Annotated in this window: 21 protein-coding genes, 1 tRNA gene and 2 pseudogenes; 17 read left to right on the top strand and 7 right to left on the bottom strand. The window is 67.0% G+C overall.

Features of this window, described 5'->3' with window-relative positions; translation table 11 throughout:
- Positions 1 to 13: 13 nt before the first annotated feature.
- Positions 14 to 652: a nicotinamide mononucleotide transporter family protein gene (locus LCD35_RS11810; protein WP_224961732.1), complete on the top strand. Its 639-nt coding sequence runs from the start codon at positions 14 to 16 to the stop codon at positions 650 to 652.
- Positions 653 to 859: 207 nt separating this feature from the next.
- Here the strand turns inward: LCD35_RS11810 and aceE are convergent, their stop codons facing one another.
- Positions 860 to 3,625 carry a pyruvate dehydrogenase (acetyl-transferring), homodimeric type gene (aceE, locus tag LCD35_RS11815; protein ID WP_225044173.1) on the bottom strand — a complete coding sequence of 922 codons (2,766 nt, stop codon included), beginning with the start codon at positions 3,623 to 3,625 and terminating at the stop codon, positions 860 to 862.
- Positions 3,626 to 3,916: 291 nt separating this feature from the next.
- Between aceE and LCD35_RS11820 the strand changes: the two genes are divergently transcribed.
- From LCD35_RS11820 to LCD35_RS11855, 8 genes are all read left to right on the top strand, one after another.
- Complete coding sequence (locus tag LCD35_RS11820) at positions 3,917 to 4,351, top strand: DUF3052 domain-containing protein (protein WP_184477758.1); 435 nt, start codon at positions 3,917 to 3,919, stop codon at positions 4,349 to 4,351.
- Positions 4,352 to 4,489: 138 nt separating this feature from the next.
- Entirely contained in the window at positions 4,490 to 4,954 is a 465-nt protein-coding gene (locus LCD35_RS11825; RefSeq protein WP_225044174.1) for a peroxiredoxin, read from the top strand.
- 69 nt (positions 4,955 to 5,023) lie between these two features.
- A tRNA-Val gene (locus tag LCD35_RS11830) sits at positions 5,024 to 5,095 on the top strand.
- 1,141 nt (positions 5,096 to 6,236) lie between these two features.
- Complete coding sequence (locus LCD35_RS11835; protein ID WP_224966365.1) at positions 6,237 to 6,476, top strand: hypothetical protein; 240 nt, start codon at positions 6,237 to 6,239, stop codon at positions 6,474 to 6,476.
- Positions 6,458 to 7,480 (top strand): beta-ketoacyl-ACP synthase III, encoded by a 1,023-nt coding sequence (locus LCD35_RS11840; RefSeq protein ID WP_224966366.1) that lies wholly within the window; start codon positions 6,458 to 6,460, stop codon positions 7,478 to 7,480. Before LCD35_RS11835 ends, LCD35_RS11840 begins: the two co-directional genes overlap by 19 nt.
- 32 nt (positions 7,481 to 7,512) lie before the next feature.
- Positions 7,513 to 7,752 (top strand): acyl carrier protein, encoded by a 240-nt coding sequence (locus tag LCD35_RS11845; protein WP_308012509.1) that lies wholly within the window; start codon positions 7,513 to 7,515, stop codon positions 7,750 to 7,752.
- The gene (locus tag LCD35_RS11850) at positions 7,752 to 8,975 is read left to right on the top strand and encodes a beta-ketoacyl synthase (RefSeq protein ID WP_224966367.1); all 1,224 of its coding nucleotides are present in this window, start codon (positions 7,752 to 7,754) and stop codon (positions 8,973 to 8,975) included. The genes LCD35_RS11845 and LCD35_RS11850 overlap by 1 nt, the downstream gene beginning before the upstream one ends.
- A gap of 19 nt (positions 8,976 to 8,994) precedes the next feature.
- The gene (locus LCD35_RS11855) at positions 8,995 to 10,857 is read left to right on the top strand and encodes an acyl-CoA dehydrogenase (protein ID WP_224966368.1); all 1,863 of its coding nucleotides are present in this window, start codon (positions 8,995 to 8,997) and stop codon (positions 10,855 to 10,857) included.
- 257 nt (positions 10,858 to 11,114) lie between these two features.
- Here the strand turns inward: LCD35_RS11855 and LCD35_RS11860 are convergent, their stop codons facing one another.
- Positions 11,115 to 12,371: an MFS transporter gene (locus LCD35_RS11860; RefSeq protein ID WP_225044175.1), complete on the bottom strand. Its 1,257-nt coding sequence runs from the start codon at positions 12,369 to 12,371 to the stop codon at positions 11,115 to 11,117.
- A gap of 72 nt (positions 12,372 to 12,443) precedes the next feature.
- On the opposite strand from LCD35_RS11860, the pseudogene LCD35_RS11865 reads away from it, so the two are divergent.
- Positions 12,444 to 13,012 (top strand): annotated as a pseudogene (locus LCD35_RS11865) (Tn3 family transposase).
- A 311-nt stretch (positions 13,013 to 13,323) separates the two neighbouring features.
- Here the strand turns inward: LCD35_RS11865 and LCD35_RS11870 are convergent.
- On the bottom strand, positions 13,324 to 13,929 hold the full coding sequence (locus LCD35_RS11870) for a TetR/AcrR family transcriptional regulator (protein ID WP_224966370.1): 606 nt from the start codon (positions 13,927 to 13,929) through the stop codon (positions 13,324 to 13,326).
- A gap of 70 nt (positions 13,930 to 13,999) precedes the next feature.
- On the opposite strand from LCD35_RS11870, the gene LCD35_RS11875 reads away from it, so the two are divergent.
- The gene (locus LCD35_RS11875; RefSeq protein WP_224966371.1) at positions 14,000 to 15,019 is read left to right on the top strand and encodes an NAD-dependent epimerase/dehydratase family protein; all 1,020 of its coding nucleotides are present in this window, start codon (positions 14,000 to 14,002) and stop codon (positions 15,017 to 15,019) included.
- Between the two features lie 470 nt (positions 15,020 to 15,489).
- Here the strand turns inward: LCD35_RS11875 and LCD35_RS11880 are convergent, their stop codons facing one another.
- Together LCD35_RS11880 and LCD35_RS11885 are read right to left on the bottom strand one after the other, a co-directional pair.
- Positions 15,490 to 15,774 (bottom strand): hypothetical protein, encoded by a 285-nt coding sequence (locus LCD35_RS11880; protein ID WP_224977908.1) that lies wholly within the window; start codon positions 15,772 to 15,774, stop codon positions 15,490 to 15,492.
- Positions 15,775 to 16,253: 479 nt separating this feature from the next.
- Positions 16,254 to 17,077 (bottom strand): IS5 family transposase gene (locus LCD35_RS11885; protein WP_224966373.1). Its coding sequence is split into 2 segments (ribosomal slippage): positions 16,254 to 16,732 and positions 16,732 to 17,077, totalling 825 coding nucleotides; the frame shifts between segments, so codons are not numbered across the junction.
- Positions 17,078 to 18,094: 1,017 nt separating this feature from the next.
- On the opposite strand from LCD35_RS11885, the pseudogene LCD35_RS11890 reads away from it, so the two are divergent.
- The 5 genes and pseudogenes from LCD35_RS11890 to LCD35_RS11910 all read left to right on the top strand — a co-directional run bounded on the left by LCD35_RS11890 (position 18,095) and on the right by LCD35_RS11910 (position 22,648).
- Positions 18,095 to 18,843: pseudogene (locus LCD35_RS11890) on the top strand (transposase family protein).
- Between the two features lie 395 nt (positions 18,844 to 19,238).
- A complete protein-coding gene (locus tag LCD35_RS11895) occupies positions 19,239 to 20,159 on the top strand; it encodes a metal ABC transporter substrate-binding protein (protein WP_225044176.1) in 921 nt (306 codons plus the stop codon).
- Positions 20,156 to 20,911, top strand: coding sequence for a metal ABC transporter ATP-binding protein (locus LCD35_RS11900; RefSeq protein WP_224966375.1), 756 nt, complete (start codon positions 20,156 to 20,158; stop codon positions 20,909 to 20,911). Before LCD35_RS11895 ends, LCD35_RS11900 begins: the two co-directional genes overlap by 4 nt.
- 8 nt (positions 20,912 to 20,919) lie before the next feature.
- Positions 20,920 to 21,783 (top strand): metal ABC transporter permease, encoded by an 864-nt coding sequence (locus LCD35_RS11905; protein ID WP_225044177.1) that lies wholly within the window; start codon positions 20,920 to 20,922, stop codon positions 21,781 to 21,783.
- Positions 21,773 to 22,648: a metal ABC transporter permease gene (locus LCD35_RS11910; RefSeq protein ID WP_225044178.1), complete on the top strand. Its 876-nt coding sequence runs from the start codon at positions 21,773 to 21,775 to the stop codon at positions 22,646 to 22,648. Before LCD35_RS11905 ends, LCD35_RS11910 begins: the two co-directional genes overlap by 11 nt.
- Positions 22,649 to 22,801: 153 nt before the next feature.
- Here the strand turns inward: LCD35_RS11910 and LCD35_RS30715 are convergent, their stop codons facing one another.
- Positions 22,802 to 23,281: a transposase gene (locus LCD35_RS30715; protein WP_225044179.1), complete on the bottom strand. Its 480-nt coding sequence runs from the start codon at positions 23,279 to 23,281 to the stop codon at positions 22,802 to 22,804.
- A gap of 250 nt (positions 23,282 to 23,531) precedes the next feature.
- On the opposite strand from LCD35_RS30715, the gene LCD35_RS11920 reads away from it, so the two are divergent.
- A complete protein-coding gene (locus LCD35_RS11920; protein WP_224966379.1) occupies positions 23,532 to 23,654 on the top strand; it encodes a (2Fe-2S)-binding protein in 123 nt (40 codons plus the stop codon).
- A gap of 3 nt (positions 23,655 to 23,657) precedes the next feature.
- Here the strand turns inward: LCD35_RS11920 and LCD35_RS11925 are convergent, their stop codons facing one another.
- A complete protein-coding gene (locus LCD35_RS11925; RefSeq protein ID WP_224966380.1) occupies positions 23,658 to 24,797 on the bottom strand; it encodes a serine hydrolase domain-containing protein in 1,140 nt (379 codons plus the stop codon).
- Positions 24,798 to 24,927 lie beyond the last annotated feature (130 nt).

Raw genomic sequence — 24,927 nt, forward strand, 5'->3', positions numbered from 1 at the left:
GGAGGAGTGGGTTGTGCGCGCTGCGGCGGAATGGTTGCTCGGCAATGGGATCACCGTGCTGGGCCAGCAGATCTCCTGGGCAGAGCTGGTGGGGCAGCTGTGCGCGCTCGCCGTGGTCTTCCTGGCGCAGCGCCGCACCTTGGCGACCTGGCCGGTGCAGGTGACGGCGACGGTGCTGCTGTTCGCGGTGTACGCGTCGGCGCAGCTCGGCGGGCTGGCCGTCCGGCAGATCGTGATCCTGCTGATCTCGGTGTACGGCTGGTGGGCGTGGAACCGCCGCAGCGACCCGGTGTACGGGGTGGCGGTGCGCAAGGGGACCGCGCGCGAGCGGCTGGTGCTGCTGGGCGTGCTGGCGGCGGCCACCACCGGGTTCGCGCTGCTGCTGACGGCGCTGGACGCCTCCTGGGCGCCGTGGCCGGACGCCTGGATCTTCGTCGGTACCGCGGTCGCGTTCTGGGCGCAGGGCCGCGGTCTGGTCGAGTTCTGGCTGGTGTGGCTGGCCGTGGACGCGGTCGGGGTGCCGTTGCAGCTGGCGTCCGGGCTGCACTTCAGCGCCGCGATCTACGTGGTGTTCGCCGCGCTGGTGGTGCACGGCTGGTGGAGCTGGAACCGCACCGCCAAGTCGCAGCAGCTGGCCCCGACCCGGGTCTGAACGGCGAACGGGCCGTCCCGTCGCGGGGCGGCCCGTTTCGCCCGGACCTGGGCGGTGGGTCCTGCCGATTCCCCGCTGAGCAGCGACCCGGCGCGGAACAGGACCATCCGGTGGTTCTCAGCGGGATTCGCGCGAGGACGTCGCGAGCGATCATCCCGCTGAGGTTCTGCCACCCGCTCCGCCGAGCGGCCCGGGTGGCGGTCCGTTTCAGGCGCCGGACTCGGAGGTCTGCGGACCGGCGGCTCGCACATCGCCCAGCCGGTAGCGCTGCGCGGCCTCGGTGACCCGGGACCGGTCGACGAGTCCGCGGCGGGCCAGCGCGGCGAGCACGGCGACCACGGTGGACTCGGCGTCCACCAGGAACACCCGGCGCGCCGCCGGGCGGGTGTCGGAGAAGCCGAACCCGTCGGCGCCCAGGCTCACCATGTCGCCCGGCACCCACGAGCGGATCAGGTCCGGCACCGCCCGCATCCAGTCGCTGACCGCCACCACCGGCCCGTCGGTGTCCAGCAGCGCGCGCGTCACGTACGGCACCTTCGGCTCGGAGTCGGGGTACAGCAGGTTGTGCCGGTCGACGGACTCGGCCTCGCGGCGCAGCTCGGTCCACGAGGTCGCCGACCACACGTCGGCCCGCACGTCCCACTCCTCGGCGAGCAGCTGCTGCGCGCGCAGCGCCTCCGGCATCGCCACCCCGGAGGCCAGCACCTGCGCGGGGACGGAGCCACCGGTGCCGCGGCGGAACAGGTACAGCCCGCGCAGCAGCCCGTCCACGTCCACGTCGTCCGGTTCGGCGGGCTGCCGGTATGGCTCGTTGTAGACGGTCAGGTAGTAGAAGACGTTCTCGGCGTCCGGCCCGTACATCCGCCGCAGCCCGTCCTTGACGATGTGCGCGACCTCGAACGCCCACGCCGGGTCATAGGACACCACCGCGGGGTTCGTCGCCGCCAGCAGCAGCGAATGCCCGTCGGCGTGCTGCAGGCCCTCCCCGGTGAGCGTGGTGCGCCCGGCGGTGGCGCCGAGCAGGAACCCGCGCGCCATCTGGTCCCCGGCGGCCCACAGGCTGTCGCCGGTGCGCTGGAACCCGAACATCGAGTAGAAGATGTAGATCGGGATCATCGGTTCGCCGTGGGTGGCGTAGGCGGTGCCCGCGGCGGTGAACGAGGCGCTGGACCCGGCCTCGTTGATGCCTTCGTGCAGGATCTGCCCCTGCTCGCTCTCCCGGTAGGCGAGCATCAGCCGGTAGTCGACCGGCGTGTAGGACTGCCCGTTCGGGTTGTAGATCTTCTGCGACGGGAACATCGAGTCCATCCCGAAGGTCCGCGCCTCGTCCGGGATGATCGGCACGATCCGCGGTCCCACCTCGGGGTCCTTGGCGAGGTCCTTGAGCAGCCGGACGAACGCCATCGTGGTGGCGACCTCCTGCTTGCCGGAGCCGCGCCGGATCACGTCGTAGACGTCGTCGCCGGGCAGCACGAGCGACTTCGCCTTCACCCGCCGCTCCGGCAGGTAGCCGCCGAGCCGCTGTCGGCGTTCCCGCAGGTACTGGATCTCGGGAGCGTCCTCACCGGGGTGGTAGTAGGGCGGCAGGTACGGGTCGGCTTCGAGCTGCTCGTCGCTGATCGGGATCCGCAGGCTGTCCCGGAACAGCTTGAGGTCGTCCAAGGTCATCTTCTTCATCTGGTGCGTGGCGTTGCGGCCCTCGAAGTGCGGGCCGAGCCCGTAGCCCTTGATCGTCTTGGCGAGGATGACGGTGGGCTGCCCGTGGTGCTCGGTGGCGGCCTTGTAGGCGGCGTGGACCTTCCGGTAGTCGTGGCCGCCGCGGCGCAGCGCCCACACCTCGTCGTCGGTGAGGTCCTTGACCATGTCCTTGGTGCGCGGGTCGCGGCCGAAGAAGTGCTCGCGGACGAAGGCGCCGTCGTTGGCCTTGTAGGTCTGGAAGTCGCCGTCGGGCGTGGTGTTCATCAGGTTGACCAGCGCGCCGTCCCGGTCGGCGTGCAGCAGCGAGTCCCACTCGCGGCCCCACACGACCTTGATGACGTTCCAGCCCGCGCCGCGGAAGAACGACTCCAGCTCCTGGATGATCTTCCCGTTGCCGCGCACCGGCCCGTCGAGCTGCTGCAAGTTGCAGTTCACGACGAACGTCAGGTTGTCCAGCCCTTCGTTCGCCGCAACGTGCAGCAGTCCGCGCGATTCGGGCTCGTTCATCTCCCCGTCGCCGAGGAACGCCCACACGCGTTGCTGGCTGGTGTCCTTGATGCCGCGGTCGTGCAAGTAGCGGTCGAACCGGGCCTGGAAGATCGCGTTCATCGGGCCGAGGCCCATCGACACGGTGGGGAACTCCCAGAAGTTCGGCATCAGCCGCGGGTGCGGGTAGGACGGCAGCCCGCCACCGGGGCCCGCGTGCGAGTGCTCCTGGCGGAACCCGTCGAGCTGGTCGGTGGTCAGCCTGCCTTCGAGGAAGGCGCGGGCGTAGATGCCGGGGGAGGCGTGGCCCTGGATGTAGAGGTGGTCGCCCCCGCCGGGGTGGTCCTTGCCGCGGAAGAAGTGGTTGAACCCGACCTCGTAGAGGCTGGCGGACGAGGCGAACGAGGAGATGTGCCCGCCGACGCCGATCCCGGGCCGTTGTGCACGATGCACCATCATCGCAGCGTTCCACCGCATCCAGGCGCGGTAGCGCCGTTCGACCTCCTCATCGCCGGGGAACCACGGTTCCTGGTCGGTGGCGATGGTGTTCACGTAGTCGGTGCTGGTCAGGGCGGGAACGCCGACGCCGCCTTCGCGGGCGCGCTCCAGCAGGCGGAGCATCAGGTAGCGGGCACGCTGCTGGCCGTGCTCGCCGAGCATCGTGTCGAACGACTGCAACCATTCTTCGGTCTCCTCCGGATCGATGTCCGGGAGATGCGAGGCGAGACCGTCTCGGATGACCCGCACCCGTTGCGGGGTGCCGCCGACGTCGTTGCTGTGCGCGGGCAAAGGAACTCCTCGACTGCTTGCGGTGCTTGTCGCGGGCTGGGGTGACGCCCGACACGTCCCATGGTCCCCCATCTTCACGGCCGCTGCGTGCACCGCGGTCATTACTTGGCGGTACCGTTCTAGCCTGACCTGGATGCGGGCGCCTACAGTCGAGTTCCACGCCGGATACCGGCGTGTCGTGCGCCCAGCAGTTGCGCCGGAAGCGGTTCGCAGTGTTCGCTATCGGCCAGATCTGCCCAACCTGGGTGCGGTGGAGGCACCGCACCACCGCATTGGAGGAGTGAGAACGCCGTGGTCGCCGCGGGAGACGCCGGCAAGAGCGAGGTCGACGTCGCCGACAGGCTCGACATCGAGCCGGAGATGGTCGTTCAGGAGATCGGTTGGGACGAGGACGTCGACGACGCCGTTCGTGCCGCGATCGAGGAGCGTTGCGGGAGCGAACTGCTCGATGAGGATGCCGACGAGGTCGTCGACGTCGTGCTGCTGTGGTGGCGGGACGATGACGGTGACCTGACGGACACGCTCCTCGACGTGATGACGCCTCTTGCCGACGAGGGGGTGATCTGGGTGCTGACGCCGAAGACCGGTCGGGACGGCTACGTGGAACCCAGTGACATCGCTGAGGCAGCGTCCACGTCCAACCTGGCCCAGACCTCGAACGCGAGTCTGGGGGAAGCCTGGATGGGTACCAGGCTCGCTTACCGCAAGGCCAAGTCCAAGCGCTGACGAGTTCGGCCCAGCGCCGAGCGGATCGCCGTACCCACCACCTGGGCACCGGTGGCGACCTGCCGCCGGTGCCCAGGTGTGCGTGATCGGTGTAGGTTCGGCGGCGTACGTGCACAGGCCGAACAGAAGGGTGCGCGCATGACGGTCGAGGTCGGCGCCGATGCTCCGGACTTCACGCTGCCGGACTACAACAAGGAGCAGGTCTCCCTGTCCGGCTTCAAGGGCGACAAGAACGTGCTGCTGGTGTTCTACCCCTTCGCGTTCAGCGGGGTCTGCCAGGGCGAGCTGTGCCAGGTCCGCGACGACCTGGCCGACTTCCAGAACGACCAGGTGCAGGTGCTGGGCATCTCGGTGGACACCCCGTTCGCGCTGAAGGCGTGGTCGGAGCAGCAGGGCTACACCTTCCCGCTGCTGTCGGACTTCTGGCCGCACGGCGAGGTCGCCAAGGCCTACGGCGTGTTCCACGAGCCGGCGGGCATGGCGCTGCGCGGCACCTTCCTCATCGACAAGGACGGCAAGGTCCGCTTCGCCGAGGTCAACCAGCCCGGCGAGGCCCGCGACCAGAACGTCTGGAAGAAGGCGCTGGCCGAACTGGCCGCGTGAGGCCCGGCGGTTCCCGGTCGGTACAGTGATCCGGCCGAAGCGCGGCCGATCTTCGGACGGCCGCGCCCGGGGCGCATAGCTCAGCGGAAGAGCACTTGCCTTACAAGCAAGGGGTCGCTGGTTCGAACCCAGCTGCGCCCACCGCGCGAGAAGCCCGCTGATCTGGATCGAATGTCCAGGTCAGCGGGCTTTCTGCTTGATTGGTATTGATCTTGTTTGTCTGTCCTTTGTGGTCTGGAAGTGCTGCCCGGGGCGCTGATGGGAGGATTTTGGGAGGATTCGTTTTGCGCGCCTGTGTCCGGCCGTGTTGGGTGCGTCGTCGCGGGTTGGGTGCCAGCTGAGCCAGCTAATGGGGAGGGCTGGTTGCCCTACGTGCGATTGTCGGGATTCTTGGGGTTCTGGACGGTTGGTGCGCGACGCGGGGCCTGATGAGGGGCAGCCCCTGGCGCTGCAAGTGCACCCGCCCGGCAGTGATAGCCGCCGTCGGCCGCGCGACGCCCCGATGAAGGGCGGCCCCCTGAAGGGGCCGCAGGATGTTAACGATCGTGAGTGCACGTGCCAGTGCGGATCGCCGCCTCGATGAAGGGCGGTCCCCGGAGGGAGCCTCACACATCAGGTGTCAATCAAACCCCGGGAAGCCCCCTGCGGTTCCGGAGACGTCAGACGGCTTTCAAGTGAGCACAGCCGTCGACGACGGCTTCGACTGGATGGTCGGGCGGGGATCGTGACCGAAGACCGGTGCCGGAAGCTGCGATGATGCCCGCCCGGCGAGCTGAAGGGCAAGCGCGTGCACTTCTGCGCGGAGCGCCGACGGCCACCGGGAACTCCGAGAGGCGGGATCCAGCGGGTGTGGGCGTGCACGGAGAACGGTGGATCGGCCACGAGCGCGCGGTGAAATCCTGATGAAACAACCATGTCCGGAGTGGCGCGCCAGCGCACTGCGGGCGCACCGGTGATAGCGATTTTCCGGATCATCAATTCGGATGTGATTCCGGGATCGCGCGCGCAGATACCCCGAAGCGTCCGGGCGGTCCATCCCGGCTCGATTTTTGTCGGGAATTTGATGCGTTCCACCCGGCGCGCCCAGAGCCGTGTGTCGGCCAACACACTGCGAGGGATCTTGTCGTCCCGTGTGGACCTCGGGTAGCCTCCTGTTGCATTGAAAATGAGGCTACTGAAGGTAACGAACTCGGCGTTGCCGAAGCGGGATCGAGTCGTGTCGATCGCATCGAGCAGTCGATGTGATTGCCGTGTTTTCGCGCCTTGGTGACGAACGGCGCTGGTGCCGAAATCGGACGGATGGCGTTGCCGTAAAAAGTCGCTGAACGACGCGGTTCGGGCACGGCTGCCGATCCTGGTGGACGGCTTTGCATTCGGCCTGCGCGCGCTTCCCGGCAAGGCTCGGGATGCGGTCGGCCGTTTCCTTTCGGTCGCGCGATGCTCGTCTTCTTCTGTTGGCCGTTTCGGCAATGAAGACGCCGCAGGGATGATGGAGTTGGGAAGATGGCAGCGAGTGCTGTAATTGCGGGGTTGGGGGCATGGCTGCCGCCGTCGGTGGTGACCAACAGCGACCTGTGCTCGCGGCTGGACACTTCCGAGGAGTGGATAGAAAGCCGCACTGGGATTCGGGAGCGCCGCGAGGTCTCCGGCGGGGCGGCGACAGTGGACCTCGCGGTCGAAGCCGGCGAACGAGCGCTGAAGTCGGCTGGTCTGCGATTCGTCGACGCGGTCGTCGTTGCCACTACCTCGCCTGATCGGACCTGTCCGGCGGGCGCGCCGGAGGTGGCGTCAAGGCTGGGCATGGGTGGGGTCGCCGCTTTCGACCTGACTTCCGCCTGCAGCGGTTTCGTGTACGGGCTTGCCACCTGCGCGGGGCTCATCGCCGCCGACATCGCCGAGACGGTGCTCTTCATCGGTGCGGAAGCGTTCTCCACGTTCGTCAACCCGGCGGATCGGACGACGGCGCCGATCTTCGGCGATGGCGCCGGCGCGGTGGTGCTGCGCCGCGGGAGTCCCGGCGAAAAGGGCGCGATAGGCCCGTTCGATCTGGGCAGCGATGGCGAGAACGCCGATCTGCTCGCGGTATCGGCAGGCGGTTCCCGGCAGCGCGCATCAACCGGGCTCGGCAAGCAGGACGTGCCGACGGAGGACTGGTACCTGTCGATGTCCGGGCGGGCCATCTTCCAACACGCGCTGGCGCGGATGACGGCGTCGGCGAACACAGTGCTGGACCGCGCCGGCTGGGCGGTGGCGGACGTGGATCGTTTCGTGGGGCACCAGGCGAACATTCGAATTCTCACGTCGGTCGCCCAGCGTCTGAATATTGCGCAGGACCGGGTTCCCGCCAACATCGACCGGGTCGGTAACGCTCTGGCCGCTTCCATCCCCCTCGTTCTCGCGGAATCCTGCTCCACGGGCGAGCTGAGGCCGGGTGATCGGGTGTTGATCACCGCGTTCGGTGCGGGACTCTCGTGGGGATCGACGGTGCTCGTGTGGCCGGACATCCCGGCGAAGAGCCCCTTCTGATTTTAACCGGTCCATTGAAGGAGGAGATTGTGGTGGAAAAACTGATCAGTCGTGTCGGGGAAATTTTGGCCAGTCGGTTCGAGGTCGATCCGGATGGTGTGATCCCCGAGGCGTCGTTCGACGACCTGGGATTGGACTCGTTGGCGCAGGTCGAGCTCGGGGAAGTTCTTGAGCAGAACTTCGGAATCGAGGTGTCCGACGAAGAAATGGAGAAGTTGGCGACGTTGGCCGATCTGGCCGAGATGCTGAAGAGCAAAGGCGTGGCCGCCTGATGCCTGGGTTCGCCGCGGCGGTCACCGGGCTGGGGTTGATCACCCCCGCCGGCATCGGGGTCGAAGCGAACTGGGAACGCGTCACGTCCGGTCGGCCGACAGCAGCCATCGATCCGGAGCTCGACGGTCTCCCGGTCAAGTTCGCATGCCGAGTGCCTGACTTCGATCCCGCCGCGAGCCTTGGCGAGCAGAACACCTGGCAGCTCGATCGCCATCAGCAACTCGCCCTCGTAGCCGCCCACGAAGCCATTCGAGATGCCCGGCTCTCCCCGGGGAGTTGGGACGGCTCGCGCGTGGCCGTCGTTCTCGGGTCCGGCGCCGGCGGCAGCTCGACGATGGAGACCCAGCAGACCCGATTCCTCGAACGGGGAGCCGCGAAGGTCTCCGCCCTGACCCTTCCGATGGGACTCGTCAACATGGCCGCCGGCCGGTTGGCGATCGAGTTCGGTGCCCGTGGGCCGAATCTAACGGTCTGCACGGCGTGCGCCTCCGGGGCGAGCGCGATCGGCACGGGCCGCGACCTCCTCCGTTCCGGTGCGGCCGACGTCGTGATCGTCGGTGGCACCGAGGCGGTAGTGACTCCGCTGTTCGTCGCCGCCTTCAACCGGATGCGAGCCTTGTCCAGGAACAATTCCGATCCCGGTGGGGCATCCCGTCCGTTCGACGAGGCGCGCGACGGTTTCGTCATCTCCGAAGGTGCTGCCGTGCTCGTCCTTGAGGGCGAACGCCACGCCCAGGCCAGGGGGGCGCGGGCGCGTGGTCACGTCATCGGCTATGGAGCGTCCGCCGACGGCCATCACATCACCGCGCCGGATGTGGAAGGCGCAGGCGCCGAGCAGGCGCTGCGGACCGCGATGAGAGATGCCGATCTCACAGCCGAAGAGGTTCAGCACGTGAACGCCCACGGCACTTCCACGCCTCTCAACGACGTCGCCGAAGCGGCGACCATTCGGCGAGTAATCGGGGACGACGTCGCCGTGACCTCGACCAAGGGCGTGACCGGGCATGCGCTCGGCGCGGCAGGCGCGATCGAAGCCGCCTACAGCGTGCTCGCGCTCCAGCACGCGTGCGTTCCGCCTACTGCCAATTTGGAGAATCCGGATCCGCGGGTCGACGTCGATCTCGTCGCAGGGGCGGCGAGGGCGGGTGACATCCGGGTGGCGCTCAGCAATTCATTCGGATTCGGCGGGCAGAACGCGGTTCTCGCGTTCGCCCGCGCTTGAGAGAACGGGGAGGAACCCCATGACACGCTCCGCGGAACGACGGGAGCAGACCGAAAATCGCAGTTCGGCTGCCCACGACGAGCTCGTCGCGCTCATTTTTGACGGAAAGTTCGAGAGCCTGCACGAAGACCTGCGCACTGAGCTGGAACGCCCGCTGTTCGATGCGCGACCGGGATTGTCGGTCCTGGATGCGGGGCGGCTGTCCTACGAACGGGCTCGCCGGCTGCACGCCAGCGCGGGCCGTGGTGACGAGCTGGTGCCCGACCCCGAGAGGATGTTCGCGATCAGCGAGTGGTCCTGCCTGGCAGATACCACCGTGCTTCCGGTGTTGAACATCCACTACAACCTGTGCATGGGGACCATTCTCGCGCACGGCGCGGAGCGCGACGACCTCGACGATTACCTCGAAGAGCTCAGCGGCATGTCCTCGGTCGGCCTGCTGATCGCCACCGAACTCGGTCATGGGAACAACATCGCGGCGTTGGAGACAGTGGCGGTCTACGACCACGCGAATGGCGAGTTCGTGCTGAACACTCCGAACGCCAGGGCGCAGAAGTTCATGCCGAACACCGGAATCACCGATATTCCCAAGCTGGCAGTGGTGCTGGCGCGGCTTGAGGTATCCGGGGTCGACCGTGGCGTTTTCCCGTTCATCGTGCGCATCTCCGACCACGACGGCCTGCGCCCGGGCGTTCACGTCGAGCGGCTTCCGGAGAAGCCCGGTTTCGCGCTCGACAACGGGGTGACCAGGTTCGAGCACGTCCGCATCCCGCGCCGGAACCTGCTGACCGGGAACCTGGGTGAACTCACCCCAGAGGGCGAGTTCCGCAGCATCGTGAAGAACAAGCGCAAGCAGGTTCTGCGCGTCCTGGACAGGGTGGCGCCGGGGCGGATCTGCTTGAGCGGTGCGCTGGTCTCGGCCGGGCGGGCCAGCACCTGCATCGCGATCCGGTACTCGTGGCAACGCCTGACGGCCGGCCCCGGGAACGGTGAAATGCCGATCATGGCGTTCCGCAGCCAGCAGACCGCGCTGTTCACCGCACTGGCCCGTGTCTATGCGATGACGTTCCTGCTCAACCACGTGAAACGCGAGTACCTCGGTTGTCGCGGGGAAAACCGCACCGAGGTCAACCAGTTGATCTCGATCGCGAAGGTGCTGTCGAGCTGGGAGATGTCCGAGGTTCTCCACGTCTGCCGGGAGCGGTGCGGCGCACAGGGCATGTTCTCGATCAATCGAATCGCGGACTACATCCCGATGGCGCAAGGCGTGGTCACCGCGGAGGGCGACAACCTACCGCTGCTCGCCACGGTAGCCAGCCAGTTGATGGCCGCCCGACACGGCAGGCCGGTTCCCCGGCCACCGGCGTCCGCCGACCTCCACGACCGCGACGTTCACCTCGAATTGCTGCGGTACCGCGAGGAAAGCCTGCACCAGGAAGCGCAGCAGGACATGTCCGCGCAAAATCAAGAGCGGCAGAGCCTGCACGCCCGGTGGAACGACAGCATGAACACGGCCATGTCGATGGCTCGCACCCGCGGCGCGCGACTCGCCTTGCAGCGATTCGTGGCTGCCGCGGACAGTGCCAGGATCGCGGAAAGCCGTGCTGCGCTGGAACTGCTGTCGAAGATCTACGGCCTCGTCGAGATCGACCGGGACAGCGGCTGGTACCTCGCTCGGGGAGTTGTGCGACCCGATCAGGTGGAGCGACTACCTCGTGAGATCGATTCGCTTTGCCACCAGCTCCTGCCGCACTCGGCGATGCTCGTGGACGCGTTCGAGCTCACTCCCGAACTCTTGCGCGCGCCCATCGCGGCCGAGGACTACGTTTCCGCGGTCGATCAGGCGGTCGGACACGGGCTCACCACGGCTGAGGGCAGCTGACCGCTGCTGCAGCCCTCTCGCAGGAGTCCCCTCCTCTGAGTGCGGCGGTTCCTGACGCGCGCCGCGATCCGCACACGGGTGCATCCGGCCCTGCCCGGTTCCCGGCCGTCTTTGCGGTCATCGGCGATGCGGCGGCGAGCAGGCGCGAGTTGCCTTGCCCGCTTCTCCGCCCGGCCCGCCATCCGAGGCCCTACTGGTGACGGACGCACACGGAACGCAGTTGCGGGTGACTGCTGACGGCAGCAACCGCAACGACGTCATCGGACGGGTCCCGCTGATCGATCCGCGCCGGTGCTACTGACCGGTGAGTTGCGGGGATGTCCTGACCGCGCAGCAGGGCGGATGAACGCGCCGAGCACAGCGATCACGGCCGCGGTCGTGAATGCGGTCACCGGGCCGGCCTCCTCCGAGAGCGCTCCGACCACGCGTGCGCCGACGGCTTGGCCGAGGGCGATGAACAAGAAGGCGAGCCCGACGCCGGCTGCGGGAGCCTGGGTGTAGACCTCGGTTCCCCAGATCAACAGCAGCCCGGTCAACGCGATGTAAGCGGCGCCGAAAGCTGCCGACGCCAACCATGCGACAGCCACAACGCCGGGATACGCGGTGAACAGGGGCGTCGCGGCGGCCAGGACGAACATGGTCGCCATCCAGCTGGTTCCGATGCCGAATCGGTGGGCCAGGTTGCCGGTAGCGGCGCCGAGCACACCGAAGGCCCCGAGGAAGATCCATGCAGTGGACGAGCCGGACTCACTCATTCCTCCGGTGGTGACCAGCACGTCGCGCCCGAAGGTCCACACGGCGGAGCTCGCCGCTCCCATCAGCGCGACAGCGGAGAGCAGCCGAGCACTGCCAGCGGGTAGGAAAGGTCGCGGGATCAGGGTCTCGCCGACGCCTCCGCCAGAGCGTTTCGCGGGCTCGGAAGAAATCGTGAACGAGGCCCACACGGTGGCAAGAGCGCAGACGAGCGCGAACATGACCCAGGCAGACCGCCAGTGCTCATGGGTCAGTACCGCGATTGGACCGGCGACGGCGACACCGACGCCAGTACCCGCATTGATCACCGTCTGCGTCCGATCGCGTATCGGCGCTTGCACGGTGTGAGCGACAGCATGCGCTAAAGGTGGGGATGCCACGCCCGTACTCGACCCTGCGATGAGTACCCCGGCTGCCAGCACACCGGCCGTCGGCGCGGCCGCGACGACGAGTACCCCGATAGTCGCGATGACTCCTGCTGCAGTGGCGACGGCGCGTCCACCGAACCGCGGGGTGAGGATCGTGGAAGCGATGATCGCGATGCAGTAAGCGACGTAGGAGCCAGAGGCGATCGCCCCGGCTGTACCGGCGTCCAGGGCGAACTCGGAGCGGAAGACCGGCACGAACAATCCGTACGCAAATCGCGCCAGCCCGTAGCAGGCCGCGATCAACGAGAGTCCGGCGCCGGTCAGCCGCAGTGCCTGACGTCGGCTGAGCAGGCCAGGCGGGGCGCCTTCGATCATCGCGTTCTGCTCTGACACCAACCCGCTCCCACCTCATAGATCTGTGAACATTCCCTCCGCCACGGTAGGTTTACCGGTCTGTGAAGTCAATTGGCCCGCGGCCGGGTCGACCTGGCCCGCATCGAGCGGCACTGGGGGGACATCCTGCGGATCATCGGCTCCATCCACACCGGAGCCGTCCGCGCCTACGACGTGATCCGGATGCTCTCCCGGGACGGACGCCCCACCCCGCTCGGTGACGCGATCGCGCACTACGGGCGGATCGTGAAGACCCTGCACATCCTGCGCCTGGCCGACGAACCCGGATACCGCCGCCAGATCAAGGTGCAGGCCAACCTCCAGGAAGGCCGCCACGCCCTCGCCCGAAAGATCTTCCACGGTCGGGCCGGGCAGCTCTACCAGCGCTACCAGAACGGCATGGAGGACCAGATCGGCGCCTGGTCCTCAACGCGCTCGTGCTGTTCAACACCCGGTACGTGGACGCCGCCGTCACCCAGCTCCGCGCGGACGGATTCGATGTCCGCGACGAGGACGTCGCCCGCCTCTCGCCGTTCGTCCGCCACCACATCAACGTGCTCGGCCGCTACTCCTTCCAGCTCCCCGACCTGCCCGGCGGCCTGCGGCCCCTGCGGGACAAGCACGCCACCGACGACGAGTGAACCGTGCTCGCACCGCCGCCGAAGGCGTGGGGCGGGCTTCACTTCCCGGCGGCGCGTGAGCCCTTCGCTACGGCGGACTGTGCGCGGGCCGGGAAACCGGTCTGCGCGGTCCCGCCGCCGGGGTTCTTCGGGCAAAGAAACAGCTGAACCTCACGATCAAACCTGTCAGCCGCCCGAAGGGCATCTCCGGCTTCGTCCTCCTGCCCTGCCGCTGGGGCCAGCGAGCTCATCAGAGGCGCGGCCTACCACGCATCGAGTCCCGGCTGTGCCGCACCTGGCTCTGTCCGTGCCAATAGAGGCCCGGACGCGGTCTACGGGACGTCGAGGAGTGTGAGCATCGCGGGGAGCAGGTCGCTGCCGAGCGGGTCCGGATTGGTGCTGTCGATCGCGCCTTCCAGAGCGAGGGTGGTGTATCCGTGGACGAGGGACCAGACGGCGTAGCTGGGGATGAGTGTGGGGTCGGTGTCGTGTGCTGGTTCGGCGTCTTCGCCGTGTAGGGCGCGGTGCAGGGCGGTGAGGGCGCGGTGTTTCTGCTCGGCCAGTTCGGGGGCGGTGTAGTCGAACTGGGTGATCCGCCACATCAGGTCGAACAGGGCTCGGTTCTCGCCCGCGAACGAGACGTACTCGGCGGCGATGCGTTGGACGCGTGCCGGGGTGCTGAGCCCGGTCAGGTCGAGTGCTTCCAGCTGGTCGCAGAGCTGTTGGTAGGCGCGGGTCGCCAGGGCGCCGAGGAGCCCGCGTGCGTCGCCGAAGTGATGTTTGGGGGCGGACTGTGAGACCCCTGCGCGCCGTGCGGCTTCGCGCATGCTGAACCCGGGGACGCCTTTCTCGGTCAGGACCGTGAGTGCGCTGTCGAGCAGCGCGGCGCGCAGGTTGCCATGGTGGTAATGCTCTCCGGCGAGCGGTTCCTTACCCATCCCCTCATCTTGACAATGGGTAGATGCTCCGTAAAGTGCTCACTGTCAAGATTCTGGTGAAGGAGTTCACATGGCGGACAGAGTGCTGGTCACGGGTGTCTCAGGATTCATCGGCGGGCATCTTGCCGCCGAGTTGTTGCGGCGCGGGTATGCGGTAAGGGGTTCGGTGCGGTCGCTTTCCCGTACCGCCGAGGTGCATGCCGCGATGACGGCCGCAGACGCCGGCACGGCAGATCTCGAGATCTGCCGTCTCGACCTGACGTCCGACCGGGGATGGGCGGAGGCGGCAGAGGGGTGCCGGTACGTCGCGCACGTGGCTTCCCCGTTCGTGCTGGAGAAGCCGAAGGACCCCGACGAACTGATCCGTCCTGCCGTCGCGGGTACAACCCGGGCCGTCACCGCGGCCCTGGACGCGGGCGCGGAGCGCGTGGTCATGACCTCGGCGCTGGCGACGATGCAGTTCGCCCGCGCGCCCAAGGGGCACCTCTACACCGATGCCGACTGGACCGACCCGGACGACCCGAGCCTCAACGCGTACACCGTCTCCAAGATCAAGGCCGAACGTGCCGCACTGGAACTCGCGCAACAGCGCGGAGCTGAGGACCGGCTCGCCCTCATCAACCCCGGCGCGGTGATCGGCCCGCTGCTGACCGATGATCCCGGAACCTCGATCACCGCGATCCAGCAGATCATGTCCGGCGCACTCCCCATGATCCCCGATCTCCGGCTCCCCTGGGTCGACGTGCGCGATGTAGCCGACGCCCACATCGCCGCGATGACCTCCACAAGCGCCGCCGGCCGCCGCACTATCACCGCCACGGACCCGATGTCGCTCATCGAGGTGGCCGCAGTGCTCCGTGAACGCCTTCCCCGGGCAAGCCACAAGCTGCCCAAGCGGTCCATGCCGACCTGGCTCAGCTGGCTCGCCAGCACGTTCGAACCCCAACTGCGCGACAACAGATGGCTGATCGGCCAGAAGCAGCGCTTCGACCGTGCCCCGGCCGAAGCCCTCCTCGGACACCCGCTACGACCGATCTCCGACGCGATCGTGGCAACTGGACGCAGCCTGACCGAACGACAGCTCATCTGAACCCCGAACCCCATAGCCGAGCGCAGTCCTCCCATCGGTGCTGACGGCATTGCGTATCAGGGTGTCGTGAGTCGACCGGGCCCGCGGCGAGTGGGGACGTAGTTAGCCCATGTCATGCCTGACGCCTTGGCGTGTCGTTCGGCGCACTGAGCGGCGTAGCCAACAGCCTGTGCGGGGATGGCGGGCGGCATCTCCGAGACAAGAGCTCGGAGTGCGGTGATGCGGCTGCCGACGAGGGGATGCTGCTGGTTCCGAGCGAGTTCATCAGGTAGGTCGAGTGGATGCGCCGTCCAGGACAGCGGCCGGAGAAGAGCCACGGACGGCTGCGGTTGGCCGCCATGTTGTAGGGGCCGCAGTTCTCGGCGCACTCGCGCAGCACTTGGCCGAAGGGCTTCGGGACTGGAACGGCGCCGTGCCGGCCAGGGGGCGTGCCCCCGGGCCGGGGCGCCCATTCAGCTCAGCGCCGGGTGTCACCGGGCGCGAGGAGGCTGGTCAGCTCGGAGATCGCCTCGTGGGAGGGCTTGAAGTAGCGGGACGTTCTCCGGCTTCTTGTGCCTCGACTTCGCCATCAGCATCAGCAGGGAAGCACCTTGCACTCCGAGTTCGGTCAGGCCGGAGTGGCGGTACTCGTGCAGGTCCCAGCCGGTGCCCGGCCCGTGGGCGGCGGTGTGCTCATCGAGGAGGGCGCGGGCCTGGCCGTAGGAGAGGCGGGTGCCTACCGCCCTTACCAGGGGTCGCAACAGGGCGGTGACCACCTCGGGCCAGTGGATGCTGGCCAGCGGCTGTGCCGACCACCCCTACCAGGGGTCGCAACGCGAAAGACGCGTGCTGGAGGGCGTCCTGGAAATTGTGCCCGCCGCCCCTACAAGGGGTCGCCACACCAGCGCGAATCGGCCGTCCGTCAGGGCCGAGCAGTGCCCGCTCTCAGAAGGGGGCGCAACCGGGTCAGCGGCCTCGCGCGGGTGTGGCTACGTTCGGTGTGCTCGCTGGCCCCTTTCGGTGGGTAGCAGCTACTGCGACCCGTTGAAGTTGTGGCGCTGTTTGGGCGGGTTCTCTGGTTTCTAGTGGGCGCGTGCAGCTGTGGTGACGCGGAACCGTCGTGCGTTCCCGCGCGGTGTTGGATTCGCGGGGAAGGGTGGTTGTGGCGTTAGGGGCTCTTAGCCTCGATCCACCGATGGTTGCTGGTGGTGATCGTTGTCTGGGTTTGCGGTGTTGTTGATCGTGCTTCTGTGATTCAGAGCTTGTCTCGGTTGGCGCGTTGGAGTCGTTTGAAGCAGACGAGGGCTGCTGCCAGGGCGAGGAAGGCTTTGAAGGTGTCGGCGCGGCGTTCGTAGCGCAGGGTCAGGCGCCGGTAGCCGGTGAACCAGGCCATGGAGCGTTCGATGACCCACCGGTGGCGGCCGAGACGTTCCTTGGACTCGATGTCCTTGCGTGCCAGCCGGGGTCGGATTCCCTTGTCCCGCGACCATCGGCGACGTTCGCGGCTGTTGTAGGCCTTGTCGCCATGCAGCTTGGCGGGCTTGCGGCGTCGCGGCCCGCGTCGGGAGCGGATCGGCGGGATCGCGTTGACCAGTGGGATCATCGCCTCGCCATCAGCGGTGTTGCCCGCCGAGATCCCGGTGGCCATCGGCAACCCGGTGGCGTCGGAGAGCACGTGGAGTTTCGAACCGGGTTTGCCGCGGTCGACCGGGCTTGGGCCGGTCATAGGTCCCCTTTTTTGGCGCGCACGTGGGCGGCGTCCACTACCGCTCGGGACCAGTCGATCAAGCCCTGGCCACCTAATTCGTCCAGCACCGCGTGATGGATCCGCGCCCACAGCCCTTCCTCGGTCCAGCGCACGAACCACCGGTGCGCGGTCGGGACCGTGACCCCGAACGACGGTGGCAGCCACGGCCACGCACACCCACTAGTGAGCACATACACGATCGCCGTGAACACCATCCGAGCATCCGCCGGCGCCCTGCCGCCACCCTGTGGGCGGTCCTTGACCTCGGGAATCAACGGCTCAACCAGCTCCCACAACTCGTCCGGAACCAACCGCCGTGACAACGCGATCATCCCGGATGGCGGGTCAAGATCCAAACGAGACGCCCTCTTATTATCCGAAGCGCTAAGCAAGATCGTTCTGTGAGCCTTAATGGTGGGTCGGACGCTCACGGCCGACTAGAAACACCTGGTGGCGCACAGCGCTAGGTCGCTGTTGCCCTACAAGAGATCGTCAGCATCTGGCACGTCCGTGGGCACGTTTTGGAAGCTCGCGGCGACGTTTCCGCTGCGGGTGCGGGCTTGGGGGCGCGCCGCAGCCTGCTACGGCCAGCTCGGGACGGGCAGCTGACGCCCGAGCTGGGCCACCGGGGGCGAGACGAATCCGTGGGAATGCGTTCGCGAACATCCTGATCGGTTACTCCGAGGCGGTGCCTCGGCCGCTTTGACGTGATCGGCTCAGCCGAGGGCGAACCCCAGGCCGTGATGCGCGAGTACCGCCGCTCATCCTGGCACACCACGCTGGCATCGGTGACGGGTGTCCACCTGATCACCTACACCCACGACAGACATCAGTACGTCGGCAACATCGAGCGTTGCGAGGTGCCGAGTCGGCTCCGCCGCGAAGGCCATCAGATGAAAACGGTAACCGTTTTCGTTAGTATGGCGGGATGCAGCGCACGGAGGGGTTCACGGTGATGGCGTGTGGGGTCAAGCCTTGCCCGGCTGTGGGTGTGGACCCGCTAGGGGCGTTACGGTCAGCAGTTCGGAAGTGCGAGCACGGGGTGCTGGTTCAGAGCAGCTGCCCGTTCGCGCTATTCCCTCGCACGACCAGAGCCACGGCTTGCCCGGGCGCGGGACCTTTTGTCCTTGTACAGCCGTGCGACGTCGCACGGCGACCGAGTGGTGGAGCGGTGCTGGCGGGCCCGCTTCACGAAGCAGGTGACGTGGCCGATCTCTGTGATTGGCTGGCCGACGGACTGCTCATCGGCATGCCACTGCCGCAACACCTCCGCCCGACGATAATCACTAGCATCGACCGTCGCTAAAGGTTGTCCCGTAACCGCTGTTCAGGGGTGAGGCGATCTTGTCGTGACCGGTGTGATCATGACGTCGGAGCCGTCCTGGATAGCCCCGTTTACCGGGCTGAGCCCGCGGCAGTTCACCAAGCTGATCACCGCGTTGCGGCTCGGGGGTGCCGATCCGGTCCGCAAGGGCCGGCCATGGTCGCTGCCGGTCGAGGACCGGGTGTTACTGGTGGCCGTGTACTGGCGCACCAACCTCACCCTGCGCCAGCTCGCCCCGCTCTTCAGTGTTTCGAAGTCGGCGGCCGACCGGATCGTCGACAACGTCGGCCGGCCCTCGCCCTCCAGCCCCCGACGGTGCTTCCGCAAGGGCGCCGTGCTCATCGTGGATGGCACGCTGGTCCACATCCGCGACCGCAGCGTGGCCGCCTCCAGCAAGAACTACGGCTGTTCCACCAATCACCAGGTCGTCATCGATGCCGATTTTCATCTGGTCGTCGCCGTCAGCAATCGGCTGCCCTGCGGCCGCAACGACTGCCCGGCTTGGGAGGAAGCGGGAGCCGGGGCCGCCGTCGGCATCACCCCGGCGGCTACCGCGGCACCGGCCCGCACTACCGCCGCCACAAGAACGAAGTGCTGCCAGCCTGGGAAGAAGGCCACAGCGCCTCCCGCCGCACGGTCCGCGCCCGCGTCGAGCACTCCTTCGCCCGCATGAAGAGCTGAAAGATCCTGCGCGATTGCCGCCTCAGGGGCCATGGCGTTCACCACGCCATCTCGGTATCGCCCGCCCTGCACAACCTCACCCCCGCCGGATGACGGGCAAACCAACAGGTCAACCAGCATGCTCCCGAGCATTTACGGACACCGTCTAGGGACAGCCTCTTTCGTAAGTGAAGCTCACTGTTGTTGCTGGCCGTTCGTCCTCGCGCTACATGAAAGTGCAGGTGGCAGTAGCTCCCTGCACTGGCGAAATGGCTGTCCTCGCGAGGGGGCCGCTGCGAATCTGCCGGTGGTCGTTTTGCTCGGGTGGTCACTGCTCAGCGGCTCCGTCGCTGACAGGCAGTGAGCAAAAAGTATCCCGAAAGGAACTAAACGACGATAGTGGGCGAATTGACCAAAACGGTCATTTGAGTGTGTGCCATCTCATCCCGCAGTCCGGTGCCGGCGTAAGTAAAATGGTTACGGTTTTCAATAGTGGAGGTGTGTGGAACATGGGCTTCAGGCACATGGCCGGTGGGGGAACGGCAGCCTTGGTGGCTGCCGTGGTCGGCTTATCCGGGTGCTCGCCGCAGGCGTCGCAGCCCGCGCCGCAGGATGAGGGGCCGGTAGTGGTCGCCAGCACGACGCAGACTGCGGATTTCGCGCAGCAGGTGCTCGGGGATCGCGGGAAAGTGGTCGGCTTGCTGCAGCCGAATCAGTCTCCGCATCACCATGAGGTCACTCCTGCGGATGTCACCAACATCGCGCAGGCGGATGTCGTGGTGCACGGCGGCGCGGGCCTCACGGATGCATGGCTGCCCCAGGCGGTGGCCTCGGCCGGTTTCCAGGGGATTCAAGCGGACGCTGCCGCGGGAGCCAAGCTGCGCAAGCGGGTGAAGGACGGCAAGGTTGAAGACGATCCGCACATCTGGCACGACCCGGACAACGCCAAGGTCATGACTCGCAACATCGCTCAAGCGGTCGAGCAGCAGGACCCTGCCAATAAGGATTTCTACGAGCGGAACGCCTCGGCTTACTTGGCCAAGCTCGACGAGCTGGAGCAGCAGACTCGTCGGGCCCTCGACTCGATCCCGGCTGACCAGCGCAAGATCGTCACGACGCACGGCGCCTTCGGATATTACTGCGATCACTATGGTGTCGAGTTCGCCGGTTCGGTGATCCCCAGTTTCGATGACCAGGCTGAGCAGTCGAGCAAGCAGATCGACGACTTCGTTCGCACGCTCCAGGAGTCGAAGGTGAAGGCGATCTTCACCGAAGCCACGATCCCCGCCGACGTGGTGCGTGCGGTCGGTGAACAGGCTCATGTCAAGATCGTGTCCGACCCGCTGTACTCGGATAACAACGGTCCTGGGCTCGACTACATCGCTACCGAAACGCACAACGCCGACGTAATCGTTTCGAACCTGCGATGACGGACGGCGCTGACCACCGGACGGTCGAGGTGAGTGCGGCCACGTTCAGCTACGACGGGCGGGCCGCGCTGGAGGGCGTCGAGTTCACTGCCTGCTCCGGGGACATGCTGGCGTTGATCGGTCCCAACGGGGGAGGGAAGTCCACGCTGCTTCGAGGACTTCTCGGTCTTGTCGACAGCACCGGGGTCGTCCGAATCCTCGGTGAGAACGCCACCCTGTCTCGATCACGCTGTGCCTATGTGCCGCAAGCCGACGGCGTGGATCCGGAGTTTCCCATCAGCGTGCTGGGTGTCGTGCTCACGGGAGTCGGGAAGCGGACCGGGCCTGCGCTGTGGCCCCGGACCCGGGATCGTGCCACCGCGCGCGAGGCGTTGGGCAGGGTCGGGCTGGACGGGTACGAGCGACGCCTGTTCGGGGAACTGTCCGGTGGCCAGCGCCAGCGCACCCTGCTCGCGCGCGCCCTCGCGGCGCAGCCGCGGGTGTTGTTGCTCGACGAGCCGTTCAGTGGCGTTGATAAGCCGAGCGCGGACATTATCGAGGCAGAGCTGCTGGAGCTGACACGGGGTGGTCGGACGGTGCTGATCTCCACGCACGACCACGAGTTCGCCCGCCGGGCGTGCACGCGTGCAGTGCTGCTCAATCGGGTTCAGCGGGGCTTCGGCCCGGTGGCCGATGTGCTGACGTCGGAGTTGCTCGTGTCCTGCTACACGGGCCGCTCCAGCTCCGTCGGCACCGGAACGGGCAGGGAGTGAGCGGGTCCATGCTGGTCACCATCTTCGCCGTCCCGTTCATGGGGAGGGCGCTCGCCGTCATGCTCGTGCTCTCGGTGCTCGGCGGGCTCCTCGGCCCGTTCATCGTGCTTCGTCGGCTGGAGTTCTTGACCGACTCTCTCACGCACACGGTGCTGCCGGGCGTCGTCGTCGGTTTTATTTTCGGTGGCGTGCCGGGGGTCTTCTGGGGGGCGCTCGGCGCGGCGGCGGTGACCGCGGTCGCCGTGACCGTCCTTGCGCGCAGCGCCGTGGTGCGGCAGGAGACCACCGTGGCCGTCCTGCTGACGACCTTGTTCGCCACTGGGGTCGTGCTGTTGTCCCGGCGCAGTGATTATGCGGGAGAGCTGACGGACTTCCTGACCGGCCAGCCACTGACCTTGTCCACAGTGGATGTTGAAATGGCGTTGGGAGTCGCGCTACTGGTCATGCTCGTGCTGCTCGCGTGCGGCTATCTTCTCTACCAGCGCACATTCGATCCCGTGGATTACGAGGCACGAGGACATAGCGTGTTCGCGGCCGATTTGATTCTGAACCTCCTCATCTCTGTCACCGTGGTCTGCTCGGTCCGCACGGTGGGCACGCTCGTGGCCTTGGGGGTGTTGCTGTTGCCAGGGCTCATCGGCACGACCCTGAGCCGCAGCTGGTCCGGAGCGATGATCAGCGGAGGACTCGGCCTAGCGGTCGCCAGCTGGCTCGGTCTGGTGGTCAGCTACATCGCTTCCGTGCAGGCGGATGTCCAGGTACCTCCATCCGCGGGCATCGTGCTCATCGGCTGTCTGCTGGCCGCGGTCGCTGGAACCTGGCGCGGCGTGCGCTTCCGCCTGTCCGGTGCGAGGAGGCCTGATGTGGCCTGAGCTCGACTTCCACGCCCGGGTGCTGATCGAAATCGTGTTGCTCGCCGGGATCAGCGCCGTGCTCGGCACGCATGTGCTGGACCGGAGACTGTCCTACCTCACCCACGCTCTCGGGCATGCCACGTTTCCTGGGATCGCCACGGCCGCCGCGCTCGGTGTCCATCTGGCATTCGGGGGTTTCGCGGCAGGCATCGTGACGGTCGGCGTGCTGACCTTGTTCATCCGCCGACGTCCGAAGCTGGTCTCGGCCTTCACCGGCGCGTTGATGGTGGGCGGATTCGGCCTGGGCACGGTATTCACGAGCGCCTTCTTGTCGAACACCGCGCGCAATCTGGAGCAGTTCCTCGTCGGCCAGATCGTCAACGTCACCGAGACGGACCTCGTCATGGCGGGCCTCCTGCTGGTGGTCACCTCGGTGGTAGTACTGGCTATGCACGGGAGACTGGTGTTCTCCGCGTTCGACCCCGACGGCTACCGGGCGGCCGGACACCGTACCGGGCCGATGTCGGCCATCATGCTCGTGCTCCTGACCGGGGCTACGGCGCTGATGGCCTCCCAGGTCGGTGCCATCCTCACCGTGGCATTCCTGCTCGCGGCGCCCAGCGCCGCCAGGGTCCTGGTGCGTGGTCCGGTGCTCACGATCGTGCTGAGCTGGCTATTAGGCGCGGCGGCAGGAATGGTCGGGGCGACAGTGTCGGCGAACGTCGCGGTACCCACCGGGCCTGCCATCACGATCCTACTGGGCCTGCTCGCTGCCGCCGCCGGACTCGTCGGCCGATTCTGCCTGCGGCGGACGGTCCGTCCCCTGGGGCCGATAGACGCCACGGGCCGAGACTCGCGGACTGCGGTCCCGCGAGAAAACTGAATCAGAGCCGACTTCGACACTGGCAACCCGTGCCCATTCCCGAGTCGTTATTAGGAGGAGGTTCCACCAAGAAGTCGTGGGACGGTGTCGGCGTGGTGAATCGAGACGCGCAGGGGCCGATATGGCCAGCTCTGATGCTCTCGTTTAGAGCTCCTAGCGCGTGTGGTGTGGGAGTCGGCGGCAGGTGATGGGTCCGCGGGCCAGGGCGGGGAAACCGCAAATGGACGTCGGTGCGGCGTTCCCACCTTTCCGGTCAAGCGCCGGTACTGGTGCAGGGGGCCAGGGTTTGCTCAGCGAGTTGTTATCTCGGGTGACACGACGGCTGGTCACAGGCCGTATTACGCGCTGCCGCAGCAGGTTCCGGTATGTGCCGTAGTCGTAGCCTCGGTCGGCGACGAGGGTCTTTGGTGGGTGGAGCGGTCGACCTCGGTGGTCTCGGACACGGGCAACGGTGTCTGCGAGCGGAACGAGCTGCGCGGTGTAGTTGCGGTTGCCACCGGCAAGTGTGACTGCGCGAGGCACTCCGCCGCCGTCACAGATCAGGTGATGTTTCGATCCGGTCTTGCCACGGTCGACCGGGCTCGACCCAGTCGCAGATCCCTCTTTTTTCGCGCGGACGTGGGAAGCATCCACACATGCGCGCGACCAGTCGATCAGCCCGGCCCGTATTGAGCTCGGAGCAACACCTCGTGGAGGCGGTCGAAGACCCCGACTTCCTGCCAGTCCCGCAGGCGGCGCCAGCAGGTCATCCCGGAACTGGCCCCCAGCTCTTGCGGTAGATCCTGCCTCGGTGGCGCTGGCGGCTGAGGCAGGGTCAGGGTTGCCGCCGCCGCGTTACGTCGACGTGCGCCGCCCTCCTCCCGGTACGGGTACCGCTAGGTTCGTGCGACGTGCCTCATGCTGCCTTGCTTTCCGTTTGTTGGAAAAGGGGAAGTGCGCGACGTGCCCGCGGCGTTCGCCAGTTGATCGTGCAGCTTTCTTGCGGGACCGCGCCGCGCTGCTCTGATGCTCAGAGCTGGTCGAGAGCTTCGAACGCGGCGGTCAGGTACGCGGCGGCGTTGGGGGAGACCAGACCAGGGTGCATCTGATTCATCACGTAGGTGATCGTGACGCGCCGGTCCAGGTCGTTGACGGCGAACGAGCCTCCCGCGCCGAACCAGAAGCAAATCCTGCGGTCCGGGATGAACGGGAAGGTCGCTTCACAGGGCAAGGCGTAGCCGATGCCGAATCGCAGCGGAACGCCGAGAACGAGGTCGGTGCCGTTCGACTGCACGTCGAAAATCCGATCGAGGGTGTGTGGTCCGAGCAGCCGTCGGCCTCCGAGAGAGCCCCGGTTCGAGACGATCGATTGGAGACGGGCCAAGGCCTCCGCGGTGCCGTGCCCGTTGCCGGCCGGGATCTCCGCGCACCGGAAGCGCTCATCCGCGAACTGGGAAAAATCGGGGAAAGGGCCGGTGTAGCTCCGTGCCTGGATGCCGTCCGGATCCGGCATGCTGGTGACGTCCGGTTGAGCTGGCGGAATGAGTTCGGCCACTCGATGGAACTCGGCAGGGTCGAGCCCGATGTGGAAATCCGCGCCGAGCGGTGCCGCGAGTTCGCGGGCCACGAACTCTCCCGGCCGCATTCCCGTGATCCGGCGAATCACCTCCCCGATCAGGTGGCCGAAAGTGATGACGTGGTAGCCGGATGTGCTACCCGGTTCCCACCACGGAGCTTGCGTGGCCAAGCGTGTCGTGGAGGTATCCCAGTCGTAGACGTCGGGCAACGCGATGGGTTGCTGCCAGCCGGACAGCCCCGAGGTGTGGGACAGCAGATGCCGCACCTTGATCATGTCCTTCTGCTCGGCCGCGAACTCCGGCCAGTACCGGGAGACGGGAGCATCAAGATCCAGTTCTTCTCGGTCGGCCAGCAACAGGGCGGCCAGCGCGATCACTGTCTTGGTAGTGGAGCACACGCACACGAGGGTGTCCGCTCGCCACGGTGTGGCTCGTACGGCGTCGGCCCAGCCGCCGTGGAGATCGACCACCGATTCGCCTTCCACGCGGACGGCCAGTGCCGCTCCGAGTTCGTGCCCGGTTTCCAGCCGGTGGGCGAATTCCTCCTGGAGCCGGCCGAAGCGCTCGTTGCAGGATCCAGTTGTTGTTGACAATGCGTCCTGCCCTCGGTTCGTGTTTCGCCGGTGCGGTGCTGCTCACCGCGTCGCGAAAGGTAGGCCGAGTTTACGTTTGTTGCCAAGGTGCTTTGCTGAATCGGCAAAATTGGCTCGTTCGTCCTCCGGT

Origin of the sequence: Saccharopolyspora sp. 6V (genome assembly GCF_020176785.1) — a bacterium.
GTDB classification, from domain to species: domain Bacteria; phylum Actinomycetota; class Actinomycetes; order Mycobacteriales; family Pseudonocardiaceae; genus Saccharopolyspora_C; species Saccharopolyspora_C gregorii.